Source organism: Glutamicibacter nicotianae (assembly GCF_016907615.1).
GTDB classification, from domain to species: Bacteria; Actinomycetota; Actinomycetes; order Actinomycetales; family Micrococcaceae; genus Glutamicibacter; species Glutamicibacter nicotianae.
The window spans coordinates 64,183-83,420 of sequence record NZ_JAFBCH010000001.1 but is presented as its reverse complement, the minus strand read 5'-3'; the positions used below and the strand labels follow the sequence as shown (position 1 = coordinate 83,420).

At 62.4% G+C, this 19,238-nt stretch carries 19 protein-coding genes and 2 pseudogenes; 10 read left to right on the top strand and 11 right to left on the bottom strand.

Annotation, left to right across the window (positions count from 1 at the left end):
* Window positions 1-13: 13 nt before the first annotated feature.
* The 3 genes from JOE62_RS00425 to JOE62_RS00415 form a co-directional block, all read right to left on the bottom strand.
* Window positions 14-1,000, bottom strand: a complete 987-nt coding sequence (locus JOE62_RS00425; RefSeq protein WP_204719494.1) for a siderophore ABC transporter substrate-binding protein — start codon at window positions 998-1,000, stop codon at window positions 14-16.
* A gap of 334 nt (window positions 1,001-1,334) precedes the next feature.
* Complete coding sequence (locus JOE62_RS00420; RefSeq protein ID WP_275587935.1) at window positions 1,335-1,868, bottom strand: DUF488 domain-containing protein; 534 nt, start codon at window positions 1,866-1,868, stop codon at window positions 1,335-1,337.
* Between the two features lie 34 nt (window positions 1,869-1,902).
* Window positions 1,903-2,115 (bottom strand): hypothetical protein, encoded by a 213-nt coding sequence (locus JOE62_RS00415; protein ID WP_204719490.1) that lies wholly within the window; start codon window positions 2,113-2,115, stop codon window positions 1,903-1,905.
* Window positions 2,116-2,289: 174 nt separating this feature from the next.
* Here JOE62_RS00415 and JOE62_RS00410 point away from each other — a divergent pair, with 174 nt between their 5' ends.
* The gene (locus JOE62_RS00410) at window positions 2,290-2,976 is read left to right on the top strand and encodes an SDR family oxidoreductase (RefSeq protein ID WP_204719488.1); all 687 of its coding nucleotides are present in this window, start codon (window positions 2,290-2,292) and stop codon (window positions 2,974-2,976) included.
* 85 nt (window positions 2,977-3,061) lie between these two features.
* A complete protein-coding gene (locus tag JOE62_RS00405; protein WP_204719486.1) occupies window positions 3,062-3,823 on the top strand; it encodes an HD domain-containing protein in 762 nt (253 codons plus the stop codon).
* A gap of 50 nt (window positions 3,824-3,873) precedes the next feature.
* On the opposite strand, the pseudogene JOE62_RS00400 reads toward JOE62_RS00405, so the two are convergent.
* The 3 genes and pseudogenes from JOE62_RS00400 to JOE62_RS16430 all read right to left on the bottom strand — a co-directional run bounded on the left by JOE62_RS00400 (window position 3,874) and on the right by JOE62_RS16430 (window position 6,366).
* Window positions 3,874-4,591, bottom strand: a pseudogene (locus tag JOE62_RS00400) (aspartate/glutamate racemase family protein).
* Between the two features lie 8 nt (window positions 4,592-4,599).
* Window positions 4,600-6,067, bottom strand: a pseudogene (locus JOE62_RS00395) (NCS1 family nucleobase:cation symporter-1).
* A 173-nt stretch (window positions 6,068-6,240) separates the two neighbouring features.
* A complete protein-coding gene (locus JOE62_RS16430; RefSeq protein WP_275587934.1) occupies window positions 6,241-6,366 on the bottom strand; it encodes a hypothetical protein in 126 nt (41 codons plus the stop codon).
* A gap of 363 nt (window positions 6,367-6,729) precedes the next feature.
* On the opposite strand from JOE62_RS16430, the gene JOE62_RS00390 reads away from it, so the two are divergent.
* The 7 genes from JOE62_RS00390 to JOE62_RS00360 all read left to right on the top strand — a co-directional run bounded on the left by JOE62_RS00390 (window position 6,730) and on the right by JOE62_RS00360 (window position 13,837).
* The gene (locus JOE62_RS00390) at window positions 6,730-7,533 is read left to right on the top strand and encodes a TIM barrel protein (protein ID WP_204719484.1); all 804 of its coding nucleotides are present in this window, start codon (window positions 6,730-6,732) and stop codon (window positions 7,531-7,533) included.
* 36 nt (window positions 7,534-7,569) lie between these two features.
* Window positions 7,570-8,469, top strand: coding sequence for a 2-hydroxy-3-oxopropionate reductase (locus JOE62_RS00385; protein WP_204719482.1), 900 nt, complete (start codon window positions 7,570-7,572; stop codon window positions 8,467-8,469).
* Between the two features lie 305 nt (window positions 8,470-8,774).
* A complete protein-coding gene (gene gcl, locus JOE62_RS00380; protein ID WP_204719480.1) occupies window positions 8,775-10,568 on the top strand; it encodes a glyoxylate carboligase in 1,794 nt (597 codons plus the stop codon).
* 151 nt (window positions 10,569-10,719) lie between these two features.
* Window positions 10,720-12,102, top strand: coding sequence for an allantoinase AllB (gene allB / locus JOE62_RS00375; protein WP_204719478.1), 1,383 nt, complete (start codon window positions 10,720-10,722; stop codon window positions 12,100-12,102).
* A 252-nt stretch (window positions 12,103-12,354) separates the two neighbouring features.
* Window positions 12,355-12,669, top strand: a complete 315-nt coding sequence (locus JOE62_RS00370) for a hypothetical protein (protein WP_204719476.1) — start codon at window positions 12,355-12,357, stop codon at window positions 12,667-12,669.
* 237 nt (window positions 12,670-12,906) lie between these two features.
* Window positions 12,907-13,437 carry an ASCH domain-containing protein gene (locus JOE62_RS00365; RefSeq protein WP_204719474.1) on the top strand — a complete coding sequence of 177 codons (531 nt, stop codon included), beginning with the start codon at window positions 12,907-12,909 and terminating at the stop codon, window positions 13,435-13,437.
* 103 nt (window positions 13,438-13,540) lie between these two features.
* A complete protein-coding gene (locus tag JOE62_RS00360; protein ID WP_204719472.1) occupies window positions 13,541-13,837 on the top strand; it encodes an antibiotic biosynthesis monooxygenase family protein in 297 nt (98 codons plus the stop codon).
* 72 nt (window positions 13,838-13,909) lie between these two features.
* On the opposite strand, the gene JOE62_RS00355 is transcribed toward JOE62_RS00360, so the two are convergent.
* From JOE62_RS00355 to JOE62_RS00340, 4 genes are all read right to left on the bottom strand, one after another.
* On the bottom strand, window positions 13,910-15,307 hold the full coding sequence (locus tag JOE62_RS00355) for an MFS transporter (RefSeq protein WP_204719470.1): 1,398 nt from the start codon (window positions 15,305-15,307) through the stop codon (window positions 13,910-13,912).
* Window positions 15,304-15,738, bottom strand: a complete 435-nt coding sequence (locus tag JOE62_RS00350; protein ID WP_204719468.1) for a MarR family winged helix-turn-helix transcriptional regulator — start codon at window positions 15,736-15,738, stop codon at window positions 15,304-15,306. Before JOE62_RS00350 ends, JOE62_RS00355 begins: the two co-directional genes overlap by 4 nt.
* 159 nt (window positions 15,739-15,897) lie before the next feature.
* The gene (locus tag JOE62_RS00345; protein ID WP_204719466.1) at window positions 15,898-16,275 is read right to left on the bottom strand and encodes a universal stress protein; all 378 of its coding nucleotides are present in this window, start codon (window positions 16,273-16,275) and stop codon (window positions 15,898-15,900) included.
* 25 nt (window positions 16,276-16,300) lie between these two features.
* On the bottom strand, window positions 16,301-17,230 hold the full coding sequence (locus JOE62_RS00340) for a hypothetical protein (protein ID WP_204719465.1): 930 nt from the start codon (window positions 17,228-17,230) through the stop codon (window positions 16,301-16,303).
* A 23-nt stretch (window positions 17,231-17,253) separates the two neighbouring features.
* Here JOE62_RS00340 and JOE62_RS00335 point away from each other — a divergent pair, with 23 nt between their 5' ends.
* Entirely contained in the window at window positions 17,254-18,294 is a 1,041-nt protein-coding gene (locus JOE62_RS00335; RefSeq protein ID WP_420842161.1) for a BCCT family transporter, read from the top strand.
* A gap of 27 nt (window positions 18,295-18,321) precedes the next feature.
* Here the strand turns inward: JOE62_RS00335 and JOE62_RS00330 are convergent, their stop codons facing one another.
* The gene (locus JOE62_RS00330; RefSeq protein WP_204719463.1) at window positions 18,322-18,990 is read right to left on the bottom strand and encodes a GntR family transcriptional regulator; all 669 of its coding nucleotides are present in this window, start codon (window positions 18,988-18,990) and stop codon (window positions 18,322-18,324) included.
* Between the last annotated feature and the right edge of the window lie 248 nt (window positions 18,991-19,238).

Genomic DNA, 19,238 nt, shown 5'->3' with positions numbered 1-19,238 from the left:
GAGGTCAAGACGCTTACTTCGCTGCTTCCAGAGCGTCAGCGAAAGTGTTCAGGAACTCGGTGTAGGTCTGGATGCTCTCGTTGGTGTAGGTGTCAGCCGGCATCACGACAACCTGGGCTTCCTTGGCGGCGGTGACGTTCTGCAACGCTTCGGAGTTCTCCAGTAGTTCCTTGGCAGGCTGGTAGTCGGCACCGTCAGCGCCAACAGCTGCGTCGCGGTCCATGACGATGATCCAGTCAGGGTTCGACTTGGCGATGGCCTCGACCGAAACGTCGTCGCCCTCATGGTCGGCGGAGGACTCTTCGAGCTTCAGTGCCGGGGTCAGGCCCAGGAAGTCGAACATCGGGCCGACGGTGCGGCCGGTGGTCGGAGCCGAGTAGCCCAGCTCGCCGCCCGAGGCAATCAGGCCCATGACGGTCTCGTCCTTGTCATAGGCGTCGGTTACGCGTTTTTCAGCAGCCTGGAATTCCTCGACGAGCTTCTTGGCCTCGGCCTGCTTGCCGAAGACTTCGCCCAGGGTGGTGACCTGGCGTTCCAGCTCGGTGTTGAATGGCTCGCCTTCGCGTGGGTCAAGGGAAACGATGGTGGCTTCCGGAGCCAGTTCCTTGAACTTCGGTGCGTGCTGGGTGTAGCGCTGTCCGTTGATGATCAGGTCAGGTTCTACGGTGACGACTGATTCCAGGTTTGGTTCCTTGTGGCTTCCCAGATCCAGGATGTTCTCGTCCTTGGTGTAGGAGATGGTGTCCGGCATCAGGGACACGGCGCCTGCGGTGAGCTCGATGCCCCAGGAATCAAGGGTTTCGAAGGTGCGGTTGTCGGTCGCAACGACGGACTTGGCGGGAACCGGGATGGCCTTCTCGCCTTCGTTGTCGGTGATGGTGACAGTCTTGGCGTCGCCGGCCTTGGCCACGGCAGCGGTATCGGTTGCGGATCCGCAAGCGGTCAGGGACAGTGCGGCGATGCTCAGCAGTGCGGCAGCGCGAAGCTTCATGGAGGACATGTATTCCTTCTTCGAACAGCAACCGACTTTGGTTGCGCTATTGAGTGATCTGTTACTTAGCTTAGCCTTATCTGAGCTAATTAAGCTAAGTCGCCCTTATGTTAGCCTGGTCACTTCAAAGCGCTGTTCAGCAAGGCTGATCGACGTGAAACTTGGCGTTTGCTGAGCCTAACCCGAGTTGACTGGGAGATTTCCGAGAAAAATAAAAACCATCAGCCTTGTTTAATTAGTCCATATTTCTTGGGTGCCGCGTCAGGGAACGTTATGAATTGCACCGGTAACGATTTCCATGACGTAATAAAGGGCATTAATGCCTAATCTTTCCCGCGGCGTATCAGGCGGCCGGGTAGGTAATCCTCAGCTGCGGGCAAATCACGGCTCCAGGGCTCAGCTCAGCTGCCTTGGCCTCGGGTCCATCAACGATATGGAGAACTTCGGCGCCGCGGGCCAAGAGATAATCGGCAATGATGCGGCGGTGGCAACGCCACCACACCGCTTCGGCGCACATGATCGCAATCTTCTGGCCGACGGCCCGCTCCTGGAGTTGCTGGATTGCGTGGAGGAATTCATCGCCGAGTGCGTGGTCGGCGTAATTATGAAAGCTGCGGTTCCTCCACCACGCGTTGACCTCGAAATCGACGCTCTGGCTCACCGGGCGCCTGCCGGCCAGAGCCTCCTCGCGATGCAGGCCGATTCCTGCCGCTTTCAACGAGGCTTGCAAGGCATCGGAGTTGAACTGCGGGAACTTGCGGGATCCGGCCAGCTTACGAACGTCCACCACCTGCATGATTCCGTGCTGCATCAGCAGAGCGAGGAAATCCTCAATGGATCTTGTTGAGTGTCCAATGGTGAAAATCCTGGCGGGCAAAGTGCTGGCTCCTTGGAAGAGAATAGGAAACGGGCTAGTGCTGTTCGTGCTTGGCGGAGCTGAGCACCAGTTCTAGCAGCTCCTGGACCTCGGCAGCGCGGGACTGCCAGTATCCGGTATCAAGCCCGAAGCCGAGGGACGCTTCATCGGCACGTTTCTTGAAGTAGTCCCGATGGTCTTCAAGGGCATTGGCCAAATCTGCGAACTGGTCGTTGCTGAGTTCCAAATTCAGGGTTTTATGCTTCATGAGCTTCATCCTCGGTTGAGTGCGAATGCAATAAAGCAGAGAATACGCCGATTGCCAGCAAGAATGCTGTCAATTGAGCTGCCACTCAGGAAGAAGTCGGCGACACGGAAAGGGAATAGGCTCAGGGCAGGCCTCGTTGTGCCAAATACGAGCATCAACCAGAAGGAGCAATTCATGGCTGAAGGAAATCGAGTAGTACTCATTGGCGGACACGGCAAAGTCGCCCTGCTGGCGGCTCCCAAGCTGGCTGACCGCGGCTACGCTGTCGATTCGCTGATCCGCAACCCCGAGCACGCCGCCGATATCAAGGCAACAGGTGCCAAGCCGGTGATCCTCGATATCGAGAGCGCCGAGGTGGACCAGCTGGCGGAAGCCTTCACCGGTGCCAGTGCCATCGTGTTCTCGGCGGGAGCCGGCGGCGGCAACGAGCAGCGCACCCGCGCCGTGGATTACGAGGCGGCAGTGCGATCCATGAAGGCTGCCAAGCAGGCCGGGGTGGACCGTTTCGTGATGGTCTCCTACAGCCGTGCGCTGGTCGACGTGGACAACTTGGACCCGTCCAACTCCTTCTACGCTTATGCCAAGGCCAAGCATGACGCGGATGCCTTCCTGCGCAGCACCGACCTGGACTACACGATCCTGGGCCCGGGCGCGCTGACTTTGGAGCCTGCAAGCAAGCATGTGGTGCTGGCCGACGAGGCGGGGAACCTCAAGGATTCGGACGCTGACGGCGAGGGGATGCAGACTTCCCGCGAAAATGTCGCGGAAGTGATCACCCATGTGCTGGCCAACAATGCGGCACGCCGGGCCACGGTGAACTTCTACGACGGCAAGATGCCGATCGTCGAAGCGATCCTCTAGGTCGTGCGCGGGACAGGAGTCCGCGGCTTCCACTGAGTGGATGCCCGGGCTTCTGCCTGCGGGCCCTCGGTGGGATCATGTGCCCATGACCAAACTAGAACCTGCGGCGAACCACTACGGACGCGATGTCTCGGCCAGGTTTGGAAGCGCGGCTCCCAATCTGTTCGAGCAGTACCCGTTGCTGGCGGCGCTGTGGGAGGACGCCAAGAACCTTCTAGCGGTCCGGAGCAATGACGCCCACACGCTGTATTCGGTGTCCATTGCCCATCAGCTGCTGGAGCACCACCCGCATGCGGAGGCAAAAATCGTGTTGCCGGCCATGCTGCTGCACGACATCGGCTGGTCTGCCGTCGATCCGGACCTTGTGCTCAGTGCGATCGCGCCGGGTGCGGGCAACCCGGAACTCGTGCTGCAGCACGAAAAGGAAGGCGCCAAGCTGGCTGCGCGGCTGCTGGAAAAACATGATGTAGCGCAGGAAGATATCGAACGCATTGTCAATATCATCGATGGCCATGACTCCCGCGCCGAATCCACCGGCCTCGAGGATTCCCTGGTCAAGGACGCGGACAAGCTCTGGCAGCTGACCGGCCATGGGCTGGATACCATCATGGACTGGGAAAGGTCTACGCGGCGATGGGGCACCAGGACATCTTCACCGAGCGCGGGATCGACCGGGCCGGTGCCTTGGTGGTCGTCCGCCCGGACATGTATGTCGCCCAGGTGCCTGAATTCTCCTAGTCCAATCCGGTCCTCGATGGAGAGCGTGCAAGAAGGAAACCCCGACGCCGAAGCGCCGGGGTTTCCTTTTGTCATCACTCGCACCTTCATGAGGTACTTACCACTCTAGAACGGCTGACTGTGAACTCTCTGGGCTGAGCCTGCCATTTAACTTGGCATTCAGCGGTTCGCCAGGCCGGCGACCACCGGGGCCATCGGAAAGCCGGTCACGGTCTTGGGCCGCGGAGGGGCGTAGGTGCGTACCTTGGAGGTGCTCAGCCCCATGCGGACCAGCGATTCGGCGGTGGTGACCGCTGCGCGCACGCCATTGACAATCGGCACGCCTGTGGCCAGGCGCACCTGCTCCTCCAGCTCAGCCATGCCGCCGCAGCCCAGACAGATCACCTCGGCCTTGTCCTGCTCCACCGCCTGGCCGGACTGCTCGACAATCGCCGCCACCGCACGCTGCGGATCGGATTCCAATTCCAGCACGCCCAGCCCGCTGCAACGCACCGAGGCCAGCCGGTCGGTCAGGCCTGCCAGCTTCAGCCGGTCCTCGATCAGCGGCACCGTGCGGTCCAGCGTGGTGACCACCGAATACTTGTGGCCGAGGAATTGGGCGGTGGAGGCAGCGGCTTCGGTGATGTCCACAACCGGGACATCCAGCAGCTCCTGCAGGCCCTCGCGGCCATGCCCCCTCGTAGCCCGCCTGGATGACCTTGTCCATTACGGCGATGGCGGCTAGATAGCCTTCGAAATTGCCTGCGCAGGAATCGGCCCCGAAGTCCGGGGTGAGCTCGATAATTTCGGTGCCGGGCGAGGCGAGCCGCCGGGCGGAATCCCCGATGGCGCGGGTCATGGATTGCGTGGTATTGACGTTCAGGATCAGAATGCGCATGAGTAGTCCTAGTGGGTTGGGGCCACTGCGATCGGCTCGCCATCGATGTCTGCCAAATCGTGCTGGCGCTTGGCCATGGCCAGGTAGGCCAGGGGACCGGCGCCCGAACCCAGGAACCAGACAAACGGGCCGACACGTGCAAGGCGGGAACGAAAGCCAGCACCAGGGCGATCACCGAGCTGATCACCAGCGCGCCGACGGCCCGGTAGTTCACGCCGCGGGTGAAGTAGTAGGTACCTTCTGCATCCGAGCGGTACAGGTCCATGACGTTGATCCGGGCTTTGCGGATCAGTCAGTAGTCGGCCATGATGATGCCGTACAGCGGGCCGAGCAGCGCGCCCAGGCCGCCGAGGAAGTAGTTGATGATCTCGGGGGAGTTGTACAGGTTCCAAGGCAGGATGACCAGTCCGATGACCCCGGAGATCAGAGCGGCGGCGCGAAAGTTCAGCTTCTTCGGGAACAGGTTGGTCAATGCGTAGGTCGGTGCGACGAAATTGGCCATCAGGTTCACCGCGATAGTCAGCACCAGCAGGGCGGCGGAGGCCAGCAACAGCAGCATGGTGTTCGGGATGATTTCGTCAATATCCGACGGCGAGGTGATGACTTGGCCGTTGATGGAGAACTGCGTGCCGGTGAGCACCACCACGATGGCACCGAAGAACAGCATGTTCAGCGGAATGCCGAAGAAGTTGCCTTTGACGATGGCCTTCTTGGAGGATGCGCCGCGGGTGAAGTCGCAGAAGTTCAACACGAAGGTGCCGTAGATCGATACCCAGAGTGCGGCCGCGCCGAACATCGCGGTCCACATCCCGATGCCGGACTTCGGCTCGCCGGTGCTCATCGAGACGTTGAAACCGGATTCGAACAGCATCCAGATGGCCAGGCCCAGGAAGGTGACCAAGATGACTGGGCCGGCGAAGGCCTCGTACTTGCGGATCATTTCCATGCCGTAGCTGACGATCACCAGCTGCACGGCCCAGAGCACCATGAAGCAGATCCAACCAAGCCCATTGAGCCCGAGGAAGCTGGTTTGCTCCAGGGCCGTGCAGCCCGGTGCCATCGCGATCACCATGACCGAGAGGACCTGGGCGGCGAGGTAGGTCTGGATGCCGAACCAGGCGATGGCCACGGCCCCGCGCAGCAGCGCCTGACCTGGGCGCCGGTGATGCCGAAGGCGATGCGGCTCATCACCGAGAAGGGGACGCCGGTTTTCTCGCCCATGAACCCGGAGAAGTTCAGCAGCACGAAGAGCAGGACCGCTCCTATGCCCAATGCGAAGAGCCCGATGGCGAAGGTGTAGTTGCCCAGCGAGTGCACGTCGTTGGCCCGCAGGGTGAAGATGCTGTAGGAGTTCCAGGTGCGTCCCTTGCGGGTGGTTGGTGCCAGGTCCTGGTTGTAGAGCGAAGCGTTCAGCTCGAAGGGATTGGCCCGGTCGATGGCTTGCGGGTTTTCCTGCGGTGCGTCCACGGGCACCATTTCAGGAGTCTTTTGCGACATGATCGACATCCTTGTCAAAGGGTCATGTATCCGTGCAGGGCACAATAGGGCGTACTGCTGCAGGGAAAAATGACAGATCTGGGGAAGCGGAGCGTTGGGTGCAACGGCCCGTGCCTACCGTGCGGGGACGCAGGGCAGCGAGGCGGGCCCGCTTACGGGTAGATCGGCTGTCCGAAATTAACGTAGAACTCGGCCCGCGAGCCGAGAAGCGGCATGGCCGGGCGCGGTGCGGCGGCAAGCCGCAGTGCGGTGTGCGCGAAGCACGATGGATAAAGCATGGCTGCTCCTGAGCTAGGAAGTCACTCCGAGATATGTGCTAGGTGAGCATCCACCACTGCATGCGCTGGATCATATTATCGCAATAGAAAATGATAATTTCGCAAAGCGATATCTCTCGCGCATTCCGGAGCTTTCTATTCCATTCCGGGAAGCTGCAGGTGAACAGATCTTTGCCGCATGCTTGACTCTGTCGTCCACGCTAACCCCATGAAGACAGGTATTTAGGCAGTCTTCGGGTGGGTCGGCAAATTGCCGGGAAACCTTCTTGACAGTGATCGGCATCTCGTTCTAAAGTTTTCATAAAGCAAAAGCTAACTTCCATAAAGCGGAATTCGTGGAAGGTGTTCTTGAAGGGAAATCCAGTGTCCTACACTCTGAACTGCTCGATCCTCCTCACCGAGTTGCCACTGCTGCAGCGCGCGGATGCCGCCAAGCAGGCAGGTTTCGACAGCGTCGAATTCTGGTGGCCATTCAACGAAGCAGCGCCTTCCGATAAGCAGGTCGACGAATTCGTCGCTTCGCTGGCCAACGCCGGCGTCCAGCTGGACGGCCTGAACTTCTTCGCCGGCGACATGCCGGCAGGCGACCGCGGCCTGGTTTCCTGGCTGGGACGCGAAGCCGAATTCAAGGACAACATCGATGCCGTAGTGGCCATCGCCGAAGCCACCGGCTGCAAGGCCTTCAATGCCCTGTACGGCAACCGCATCGAGGGTGTCGACTCGGCGGCGCAGGATGCGCTGGCCTTGGAAAACCTGGTGGCCGCGGCCCAGGGCGTGGCCAAGGTGGGTGGCACCGTGCTGATCGAGCCGGTCTCCGGCACCGAGGCCTACCCGCTGAAGACCGCGGCCCAGGCGCTCGCTGTCGTCGACGCCGTCAAGGCGCAGGGCGAAAGCAGCATCGCGCTGCTGGCCGACTTCTACCACCTTTCGGTCAACGGCGATGATGTGCCAGCCGTCATCGAAGCGCATGCCAAGGATTTCGGCCACATCCAGATCGCCGATGCGCCGGGCCGCGGGGCTCCGGGCACCGGAAGCCTGCCGCTGCTGGACTGGATCGCCCGCTCACGCGAGCTGGGCTACGCCGGCAATGTCGCCCTGGAATACAAGCAGGACGCCGCTACCGCCTTTGACTGGCTGCAGACCGCCAGCAGCAACGCAACCGCCTAGAGAACACCTTTCGCACAAGACTTTTTGGAGAATCGCATGTCGCAGAACATCGCCTTCATCGGACTGGGCATCATGGGCCTGCCGATGGCAAAGAACTTGGTCAACGCGGGCTATAACGTCACCGGATACAACCGCAGCGACAAGGCCGGCAATGAGCTGGCGGCCGCCGGCGGAACCAAGGCAGCATCGATCGCGCAGGCCGTGGCCGATGCCGATGTCATCATCACCATGGTCCCTGACTCCCCGGATGTCCAAGGCGTCACCCTCGGCGCCGAAGGCGTCTTCGCCAACGCCAAGCCCGGCGCCTTGTGGATCGACAACTCCTCGATCCGCCCGGACGTCGCAGTGCAGCTGGCGGATGCCGCTCGCGAAGCAGGCCTGCGCCCGCTGGACGCCCCGGTCTCCGGCGGCGAAGCAGGAGCCATCGAGGGCGTGCTGTCCATCATGGTCGGCGGCGAACAGGCGGACTTCGACGCCGCAAAGCCGGTCCTGGAAGCAGTGGGCAAGACCATCGTGCTGGTGGGCCCCTCGGGCTCGGGCCAGACGGTCAAGGCGGCCAACCAGCTGATCGTCGCCGCCAACATCCAGGCGCTTTCCGAAGCGGTGCTCTTCCTCGAAGCCTACGGCGTGGACACCGACGCAGCCGTCAAGGTCCTCGGCGGCGGCCTGGCCGGCTCGAAGGTGCTCGACCAGAAGGCCCAGAAGATCCTGGACCGCGAATTCGCCCCGGGCTTCCGCCTGGCCCTGCACAACAAGGACATGGGCATCGTGACTTCCGCAGCCCGCGAAGCCGGCGTCGTGCTGCCGCTGGGTGCACTGGTGGCCCAGCTGGTCACCTCCACCGTCGCAAGCGGCGACGGCGCACTGGACCACTCCGGGCTCTTCCGCGGAGTGCAGCGCCTGGCCGGCAAGGTCGAGGCACCGGTTCCTGCCTAGGGGGAGATTCCCCAGGGCAAATGACTTCCTGCGGCGGGGAGGCCAAGGTATCTCCGCTTCCTCGGATGCCGGCCGCGCCATGGCGGGCCCGGCCGATGCAGGCCGCTTGATGACACGGCAAGCGGCCGGCGCAGGCCCGGCCCGCTGCGCAATGAGCTTTGTTCCAGTTCATTGCCGGCATCCGATGCTCAAGGAAACGGCGTTGTGGTGACTCATGCACCTTTCCGCCCCGCCGCAGGTTTCCTTATCTTTCTCCCAAGCAACCCACCTGCACCCTTGCCGGTGCTCCTAAGGACGTGACTGAAATGCCAAAGATGCGCGCAGTAGATGCCATCGTGCAGATCCTGCAGAAGGAGGGCGCCACCGAGGCCTTCGGCCTGCCCGGCGCCGCCATCAACCCGCTGTACTCGGCCATGAAAGCCCACGGCGGCATCCGCCACACCTTGCACCGCCACGTCGAGGGCGCCAGCCACGCGGCCGACGGCTACTCCCGGGCCACCGGCAAGATCGGGCTGTGCCTGGGCACCTCGGGCCCGGCCGGCACCGATATGATCACCGGCCTGTACGCCGCGATCGCCGACAGCATCCCGATGCTGTGCATCACCGGGCAGGCGCCCACCAGCGTGCTGCACAAGGAAGACTTCCAGGCCGTGGACATCGAGTCCGTCGCCAAGCCGGTCACCAAGTACGCCTCCACCATCCTGGAGCCGGGCCTGGTTCCGGGCACCTTCGCCAAGGCCTTCCAGATCATGCGCTCAGGCCGTCCGGGCCCGGCACTGATCGACCTGCCGATCAACGTGCAGATGGCCGAGATCGACTTCGACATCGACGCCTACGAGCCCTTGGCTCCCTCCAAGCCGCAGGCCACCCGCGGCCAGGCCGAGAAGATCGTGGACCTGCTGGCCGGCGGGAAGAAGCCGATCATCATCGCCGGCGGCGGCGTGATCAACGCCAATGCTTCGGCGAAGCTGGTCGAGCTGGCCGAGGAATTGAACATCCCTGTCTCCCCGACGCTGATGGGCTGGGGAGCCATTCCGGATGACCACCGCCTGCAGTCGGGCATGGTGGGCATCCAGACCCACACCAAGTACGGCAATGCCACGTTCCTGGAATCCGACGTGGTGCTGGGCCTGGGCAACCGCTGGGCCAACCGCCACACCGGCGATCTGGGCACCTACCGGGCAGGACGCAAGTTCATCCATGTGGACATCGAGCCCACGCAGATCGGCCGCGTCTTCTCCCCGGATCTGGGAATCACCTCGGATGCCGGCGCCGCCATAGATGCCATCCTGGACGTGGTGCGCGAGCGCAAGGCCGCCGGCACCCTGCCGGACTACTCGGCCTGGGCCGATGAGGCCACCGCCCGCAAGTCCACCGGCCACCGCAAGACCAACTTCGAGAACATCCCGATCAAGCCGCAGCGCGTGTACCAGGAGATGAACGCCGCCTTCGGCCAGGACACCACCTACGTGTCCACCATCGGCTTGAGCCAGATCGCCGGCGCGCAGATGCTGCACGTCTACGGCCCGCGCAAGTGGATCAACGCCGGCCAGGCCGGCCCGCTGGGCTGGACCGGACCGGCCGCCCTGGGCGTGGTGCGCGGCAAGCCGGGCGAGAAGGTCGTGGCCCTCTCCGGCGACTACGACTTCCAGTTCATGATCGAGGAATTGGCAGTCGGCGCGCAGTTCAAGCTGCCGTACGTGCACGTGGTGGTCAACAACTCCTACCTGGGCCTGATCCGCCAGTCGCAGCGAGTCTTCGAAATGGATTATCACGTGTCGCTGGGCTTCGACAACATCAACTCCCCGGAAACCAACGGCTACGGCGTGGACCATGTGAAGGTCGCCGAAGGCCTGGGCTGCAAGGCGGTGCGCATCGAGGATCCGAGCCAGCTGGCCGCCGGATTCACGCAGGCCAACGCCCTGGCCGAAGAGCACCAGGTGCCGGTCGTGGTGGAAGTGATCCTGGAAAAGGTCACCAACATCGCCATGGGCGCGCAGCTGGATGCCATCAATGAATTCGAAGACCTGGCCTTGGAGCCTGGCGATGCGCCAACCGCGTTGGTGCCGCTGGCAGCCTCGGCCACTGTGGGTGCCTGAAAGGGAAGTCGTCGCTGACCTGCACCCCGCAACGTTGGGCGCGGGGCACCGGTTCACCTTTTCGGGTGTGCCTCGCGCCACAGCAATCTAGACTTGGCATAGAGCTGCCGAGCACCAAGAAACCTGAGCTATCAACGAGTAGGAACGCCTCATGAGCATCAACGAAGCTGTCGGACGCGCATCGACCCAAGGCACCACCGGTACCACCTATGACCTGGTGCTGCGCGGGCAGCAAGTGCTGGCCGAAGGGGACATCGCGCCACGCGAGATCGGCGTGCGTGATGGGAAGATTGCCGCCGTTGAGCCCTACGGCACCGCGCTGGCCGGTACCCGCGTGATCGAGGTGGCAGCCGACGAGGTGCTGCTTCCCGGACTCGTTGATACCCATGTGCACGTGAACGAGCCGGGCCGCACCGAATGGGAAGGTTTCGAATCGGCCACCAAGGCCGCGGCCGCCGGCGGCGTGACCACCATTGTGGATATGCCGCTGAATTCCATCCCGCCCACGGTGAACCTCGAAGCGCTGGAGATCAAGCGCGAGGCCGCTGGCAAGAACGCCTACGTCAATGTCGGCTTCTGGGGCGGTGCCATCCCAGGCAACAAGAAGGACCTGCGCGAGCTGCATGAAGCAGGGGTCTTCGGCTTCAAGTGCTTCCTCCTGCACTCGGGAGTGGACGAGTTCCCATCCCTGAGCGTCGACGAGATGGAAGAGGACATGGCCGAACTGGCCTCCTTCGACTCGCTGATGATCGTGCACGCCGAGGATGCGGAGATCATTGACAATTCACCGCAGCCGGTGGGCGGAAAATACGCCGGATTCCTGGATTCGCGCCCGCGCGATGCCGAGAACACCGCCATCGCCCAGGTGATCGAGCGCGCCCGCACCACCGGGGTGCGCGCCCACGTGCTGCACCTGTCCAGCTCGGATGCGCTGGAAATGATCCGCCAGGCGAAAGCCGAGGGCGTGAAGCTCACCGTGGAAACCTGCCCGCATTACCTGACCTTGCTGTCGGAGGACATCCCAGACGGGGCCACCGCCTTCAAATGCTGCCCGCCGATCCGCGAGAATGACAACCGCGAGCTGCTTTGGAGGGGCCTGGAGCAAGGCGTTATCGACTGCATCGTGTCGGACCATTCGCCTTCGACCATCGACCTGAAGGACGTGGAGAACGGCGACTTCGGTGTCGCCTGGGGCGGCGTGGCGTCGCTGCAGCTGGGCCTGCCGCTGATCTGGAGCGAAGCTAAGCAGCGTGGGCTGAAGCTGGAACAGGTTGTGCAGTGGATGGGCGTCAACCCGTCCAAGCTCGCCGGCCTGGGGGCCAAGGGCAGCATCGAGGAGGGCAAGGACGCCGACTTCGCGATCTTCGCTCCAGAGGACACCTTCGAGGTGGACGTGCAGAAGCTGCACCACAAGAACCCGATCTCCCCGTACCAGGGCAAGACCCTGCATGGGGTGGTGCGCCGCTCGATCATTGCCGGCAATGATGTGGACTTCCAGACCCCATCCGGCCAGCTGATCCGCCGCGAGCACTAGGCACTGGGAAATGGCTTCGGCATCCTGCAACTGGCAGGTTGCCGAAGCTTTTTTCGTGGGGAATTGCTTCTGATCAGGCACGGCGGAACACCGGAGTTTGGCGCGTATTCATTGCGTGGTTGCCGGGGGTCTGGGACATCCGTAACAAACGCATATCGATTACCGTGTCCTGGCCCATTCCAACAACGCAGCCCATAGACTAGCAGCCACGTGGGGATGAAGCAGACGCAACTCTAGATACAGGAATTGGGTATGGACACGATTACTGTTGCATCGGTGCTGACCCAGGAAGTAGAGGACCTGACCTTGGGCGAGGTTGTTCAAGCTTCGGTAGTCCTGGGCTTCTCGGTCTTGGCAGTGTTGCTGGCCTTCGGCATCAAGACCTATGTCCATTGGCGTCGCCGCCTGAAGAACACCAAGCGTATCGGAGTTTCCCCGCCAGCTGGTTTCACTTGCCCCGGCAGCGAGGGTAATCAGCACCGGGCACCGCGACTGGACGTGCTCTCAGCCCTCGGGGATCTGCGTCGGCCGGAAACCTTGAAACGCAGTTTCGAGGATGGCAAATGACGCCAGCGCTCCGGCCTGCTGCAGCGCGGTGGCTAGCCAAGCGCGGTATCGGTACTCTCAAGGCCTAAGCAGGGCTGCAACGTGCGCGACCTGCGCGATAGTATCCCGGGGATTCAGTGATGCTTGAAGACCCCTGATGGGCGCCCTCTCGAGGCCAGGTCTGTGATTGAATACCGGATGTTTTGCAATAGCTAGTTTATGGTCAACCTGGGTATTTGCTGCGGCTATGATCTAGGCATGACAGAAAATTCCGTTCCTGACTTGCCTCCTGTCAATGCAGAAGCTGCGCAGCGGATGTGGTCCGAGTATCTGGAGAGCAAAGGAATTCCGCTGGCCGATGCGCCGCATCATGTTGCCGAGTCGTTCGGGGATAATCCTGCGCTTGCCGATGAGCTGCTACACCAAATGCTGTACGGAACCAAGAGGGCGACGTCATCTCTTGCTAGCGACTACGCCTACTACAAAGAACGTGTCCCGCAGCCTGAAGACTGCTGCATCGTCTGCGACGGGGCCGGGCAGCCTCGAGCAATCTTGCGCGTGCTGTCCGTCGAACGCTCCTCATTCATCGATGTGGATGCCCAGTTTGCAGCAGCTGAGGGCGAAGGGGATCTCTCGTTGGAATATTGGCGTGCCGAACATGAGAAATTCTGGCGCCGTACGCAAAAATCAATTGGTGTGGATTGGAAACCTGAAGACACTCTCCAGCCAGGGGGAGAACTGATCCTGGAGCGCTTTGAAATTTGCTGGCCCATGGAGCATGCCGACTAGCCGTTCCAAGTTCGTCACGCCGGCCTGCGGCGAAGAAAGCGCAGGCGTAGGGTGGAAGCAAAGAGTTTCCCTGTCATCGAAACTCGGTCACGAAAGGTTGAACATGTCGATTGTCGTCATCAATGCCCTGTCGGTTCCTGGTGAAGCCGGACCGGAACTGGAGAAGCGTTTCGCCGCTCGCAAGCATTCGGTGGATTCTTCGCCGGGCTTTGAAGGGTTCAAGTTGCTGCGTCCGGTCAACGGTGGAGACAAGTACTTCGTGTACACCCAGTGGGCAACCCGCGAGGACTTCGAGAACTGGCGCGCGCAGCGCGCTGATGCGGCGCATGCCGGCAGCGAAGCCAAGAAGCCAGTGGCCACCGGAACCGAACTGCTGGAATTCGAGATCGTCGAACTCTAGGCACCCCCGAATCCAGAAAACGTCTCGATGCTATCGCGGCATCGGGACGTTTTCTGCATCCAGGCTCGGCGGCTATCTCTTCCGCTTTTGCTGGCATCGTGCCGAATCTGTCAGCAGCGCCACGCCCAGAGCGATGCACAGTAGGGCGCCGAGCAAGAAAGTCATGTTGATGCCTTCGGGACTGGCCTCACCGTTAAGCCCTGGGTGGGTGGCGATGATTGCGGCGGAAATCGCTGTGCCGAAGGAGGAACCCACGGTGCGCAGCACCTGGTTGAAGCTCACGGAGCTGCCCAGTTCCTGTGCCGCCACGCTGCGCGCAATCAATGCCGGCATCGCCGCGTAGCTTGCGCCCATGCCGATGCCGAAGACCAGCATGCTCAGCAAGATCTCCCAGAGCGCCGCATGAAGCAGCCAGAGCATGGTTCCGGCAGCAGCCATGATGATCGCACCAATGGGAAGCATGACCTGGATGCCAACGTGCTTGGCCAATACCCGCACCGTGCGGTTGGCGGCCAGGCTTCCTACCGAGAGCGGGAAGATGACAAATCCCGCCCAGAAGACCGGGAGGCTCAGCCCATAACCCGTGGAGGCATCTGCTTGGGCAACCAGGGACGAGACGGACATGGCGATGTACAGTGCCGCACCCAGTGCGATGGCCGAGATATTGGCCAAGAGGACTTCGCCCTGCTTCAGCGTGCGCAGGTTGATCAAAGGGTGGTCCAGGCGGATTTCCACCCGTACCCAAAGGCCCAGCACGATGGTCGAGAAGACGGCCAGTGCGAGGGTGATCCCAGATGCCCAACCCCACTTGGGGCCCTCGGATATTGTCAGAAGCAGGGAACCGAGGCCCACAGCCAGCAAGCAGGAGCCGGCGAAGTCGAAGGGGTGCTGCTCTGCGTGGTTATCTGGGCCGGAGGGGACGACTTTCCATACGACGAAGATGGTGGCCAGCACGAAGACAGCACCAAACCAGAAAGCGAAGGAGTAGTCGAAAATGCCGGCGATGATGCCGGTCAGCGGATAGCCGATGCCGATTCCGGAGGCAACGGTCACCGACAGGGTAGAGATGGTGTTCTGCGCGTGCTCGGCAGGCACATAGCGCCGTGCGATGGCGATGGTGACAGGGACAATTCCGTAGGACAGGCCTTGGAGCACGCGTCCGGCAAGAAACACCCCGAAGGTTGGGGCGGCCGCCGCCATGACCGACCCGGCGAACATGGTTGCCAGCGAAGCGAGCAGCAGCCGCTTCTTATGCGGACCATCGCTGAGGCGACCCATGATCGGTGTTGCCACGGCGCCAGCCAGGAGATTCACTGTGAGCATCCACTGGGCGGTGGCAACGTCGACGTCGAAGCGCTGTGAAATCGAGGGGACCAGCAGCATGCCCAGCGAGGAGACGATGGCAGTGGCGAGCGCGGCAAATACCAGCGTCGGCACCAGCGGATTTCGGGCGGTTGCGGTGCGATTCATGGGCGGACCGCCGTGTTGATTTTTTTCAGTGCAGGCAAGGCGGCACGTATCAAGGAAAGCTCTTCATCGCTCAGGTTCTCGCCGATGGCTTGCGTCAACGCCCTCTGGCCCAGCTGGATTTCATGCTCCAGCTTTTCCCGGCCGGCATCGGTGAGCTGGAACCAGAGCTTGCGTCGGACGGCTTCATCCCGGTGCCGCTCGATTAGTCCGAGGCCTTCCAACTCCTTGGTGGTCAGCAAGATGGCTTGCTGGCTGACCCCGATGTCCTGACGCATCCGGGCGGCACTTGCCCGGCCTTCGATGGCGAGGGTGTGCAGGATGCCCAGTTTGCCCGGGGACATGGACAGGGCTGTGCGTATCAGGCTCAGCAGTGGTGAAAGTGCTTCATGCATCTGCTCGGAAAGGCCTGCCGACTCATGCTCAATTTCCATAGCTACAGAATACAAATAACTCGTACAAGTATCATGTGAAACTATTCGTGAGATAGGGCACCGCCTTTGGACACTGGAACGCAAACGCAATCCCCGCCTGCATCTGTTGAAAATGCGGGCGGGGATTGCGTTGGCTGATTTTGTTCACGAGGAGAAGGACTAGTCTTTCGCCTTCACTGCAAGCACCGGGCAGTCGGCCTCGATCAGGATGCGCTGGGCGATGCTGCCCATGATCAGCTTGCCTACGCGCGAGCGCTTGCGCAGCCCGAGGACGCTCAATGCGGCGGAATGCTCCTGCTCCGCCTGGAGGACGAAATCGGCAGCGTCGTGGACCGGGCCGTTTTGCGGCAGGATCTGCAGCGGAACCCCGAGATCCAGCAGGGCATCGAGGTCGATGCCCAGATGCTGCTCGGTGATCGGCTCCTTGTCCAGGTTCGCGATCAGCAACCGGTCCTGTGCCTTGTGGGCCTCGGCCAGCCCGCGCCGTACGGCCAAGCGGCCCGCGGGGGTGCCGCTGTAGCAAGCGATGATTGCCATGGTGTTCTCCTAGTAGATCTCGTGATCAGAGCCAGTTGGCCAGCAGGCCCTGGGGCAGGTCGATGGGAAGCAGGGATGGAAGAACCAGCATCAGAATGAACAGCACAGCCGTGTAAATGATGGTGGTCTTCAGCTTGGCGCGGGCCACGATGAGCAGGAAGGCCGGAACGAAGACCGAGATGGCTGCCAGGTATCCCACCAGCGAGGTGAGCACGAGGAACCCAGCCATCCAGCTGAAGGTTCGCAAGGCGAAAGATGCATCGCTGGTCCACTTGGGACCCCAAGCCGAGTCGCGGCCAGTTCCAGCTGAGCTGGTTCCAGCCTGATATCCAGTGCCCGGATTGGTGTCCGGCTGCTGGATCGCAGCCGTCGCCTGGGCAGTGCCGGATGGTGCATGCCCTGCAGCTACGGGGACGGCTTCGGCAGGCGCGGTGAAGTAGGCGGCGGCCGATACGTTAACCCGCCGATCCGCGGCCATTGCGGCCTTGCGGGTGCGCAGTTCGAGCACCAGCAGGATTCCGGACATGATGACTCCAACCCAGCCGACCAGCTGCCGGACAAGTTTCGCATCCGGGGAGTAGCTGGAGGAGAGCAGCAACGATCCGGCGAAGACCAGCAGCAGCACCTCGGCCGCGGCCAGAGACCACACCGAGTTCTTCAGCGGCGCTACGGCATCCGGAGCGCTGTCCGACTTCGGATCGTCGTCGACGCCGGCGGCGGTGCGGGCGTAGATCACCCCGCCGGTGCCGTTGACCAGCACCGGTTCCAGCTTGTCGAAGAAATAGCGCACCACATCGCGGTCCAGCACCCACGGCACCACGGTGGTTGCGGTGCTCACCTGCAGTTCGGTCCCATCATCGCCGGCCGAGCTGGCGAAGCGGTTGCTGCGGGTAATGCCTTCGCCGCCGGCTTCGTTGATCGGGGCGAATCCTGGTTCCCCGGGAATGTCGTGCACCAGTTCCTGGCCGACGAAGCGAAGTGGGCCGTGATGTGGAGTTCCTCAAGGTGGGCGACGTCGTCTCGATGCCCTTCAACATCTCCTGCGGCCGCTGCCGCAACTGCAAGAGCGGCCAAACCGGCATCTGCTTGAATGCGAATCCCAACCGCCCGGGCTCGGCCTCCGGCGACGGGGACATGGCCGCCTGGCTGTCTTCCTGGACGATCTTCTACTGGGCATGGTGGGTTTCCTGGACCCCGTTCGTGGGCCTGTTCATCGCGCGGATCTCGCGCGGGCGCAGCATCCGCCAGTTCGTCACCGGCGTGCTGCTGGTTCCTTCCACCGTCACGCTGATCTGGTTCGCGATTTTCGGCGGTGGCGCCATCGGCCTGCGGGAGCGGGCCGAGCGCAACGGGGACATGGGCCAGGCGCTGGCGAGGATGGTGGATGGGGCACCGGACATCGACTTCGACTCGGTGCTCTTCGAGCTGCTCGGCGCGCTGCCGTTCCCCGAGTGGTTCTCCATTGCGCTGATGGGGCTGACCGTGGTGCTGATTGCCATCTTCTTCGTCACCGGGGCGGACTCGGCCTCGATCGTGATGGGCGCGCTCAGCGAGCTCGGCGCCGAGGATCCGTCGAAGAAGTCGGTGGTCTTCTGGGGTGTTTCGGTGGGCGCGGTGGCGGCGGTGATGCTGCTGGCCGGCGGGGATCATCCGGCGGAAGCCTTGAACGGGCTGACGAACATCACGATCGTCTCGGCGCTGCCCTTCGTGCTGGTGATGCTGCTGCTCTGCGTGGCGCTGTGGAAGGACCTGAGCCGCGATCCGCTGGTGCTGCGCGGCAAGGTGGCCATGGAGGTGCTGGAACAGGCAGTGGATGACGGCATCGACCGCCACGCGGGTGAGCAGTTCTGCCTGATGACCAGGGAGAACTCGATTGTCGCCGCCCCGGCGCTAGAGGCCGCAGCACAAGCGCCGGAAGCGCCGGCGGATGAGCTGGCGGACGATGGGCAAGAAGCCGAGGTGCGCGAAGCGCAGCAGCATCCCGATGCGGATCTGGAGCCCGAGGGTGCCGTACGCTAGCGTGCCGGCCGCGTCCCGGAGCGTCGGCTACGGGGCACGGCGCAGGGCCTGCTCGAAGTGGGCCACGTGCTCCGAGACCAGCCGCGAGGCCAGCTCCGCGTCGCCGTCGAGGATGGCGCGCAACAGGGCTGAATGCTCGGAAATGTGCTCGGCGATGGGCGGCATCTGGTCGATGACCAGGCACCAGATCCGGGTCACCAGGTTATCCAGGCGCACCAGGGTTTCCTCCAGGTGCTTGTTGGCCGCGGCCTTGTAGATGAGCCGGTGGATGTGCACATCGAGCAGCAGCAGCGAACGCTGGTCCAGCGTAGGGTCCAAGGCATCGATCTGCTGCAGGGAGCCGGCCAGATCCTCGCGGATCAGTGGGTCCTTGTTGGCCGCCGCGTTGCGGGCGGCCAGCGGCTCGAGCACCTGGCGCATCTCGGAGATGTAGTTCAGCTCATGGAAATCCACTGCCGTGGCGAAGGTGCCGCGGCGCGGATAGGACACGACCAGGTGGTCGGTTTCCAAGCGCTTGAGGGCTTCGCGCATCGGGGTGCGCCCGACGCCGAGCTCCTCGGCGAGCTGCGGTTCGTGGATCGGATGGGTCGGCGCGATCTCCAGCAGCACCAGCCGGTCGCGCAGGGCGTTGTAGGCGCGATCGGCCATCGAGCCTTGCTCCGTGGCGGTGCTGGTCAATCCGGTGGGCCTTGGCATATTGCTCTCTTCATTGCTCAAAAATCATTTTGCCGACACACAAAGAGTATCGCCCCGGCTCCGAATTGGGCGCTTTTTCCGCGCGAATGCGCCTAATCCGCCGTTCGCTGCTGGTCGGCAACTGGGCTGAAAACCTGCTTGGAACCCTGCAGAAATCCAGCAGGAAAAGTCATTGACGCTGTGCTGGGGCACACCTAGTATTTTGATCAGCAACTGATATATCAGAGTCTGTCCGCGGATGCCGGGCT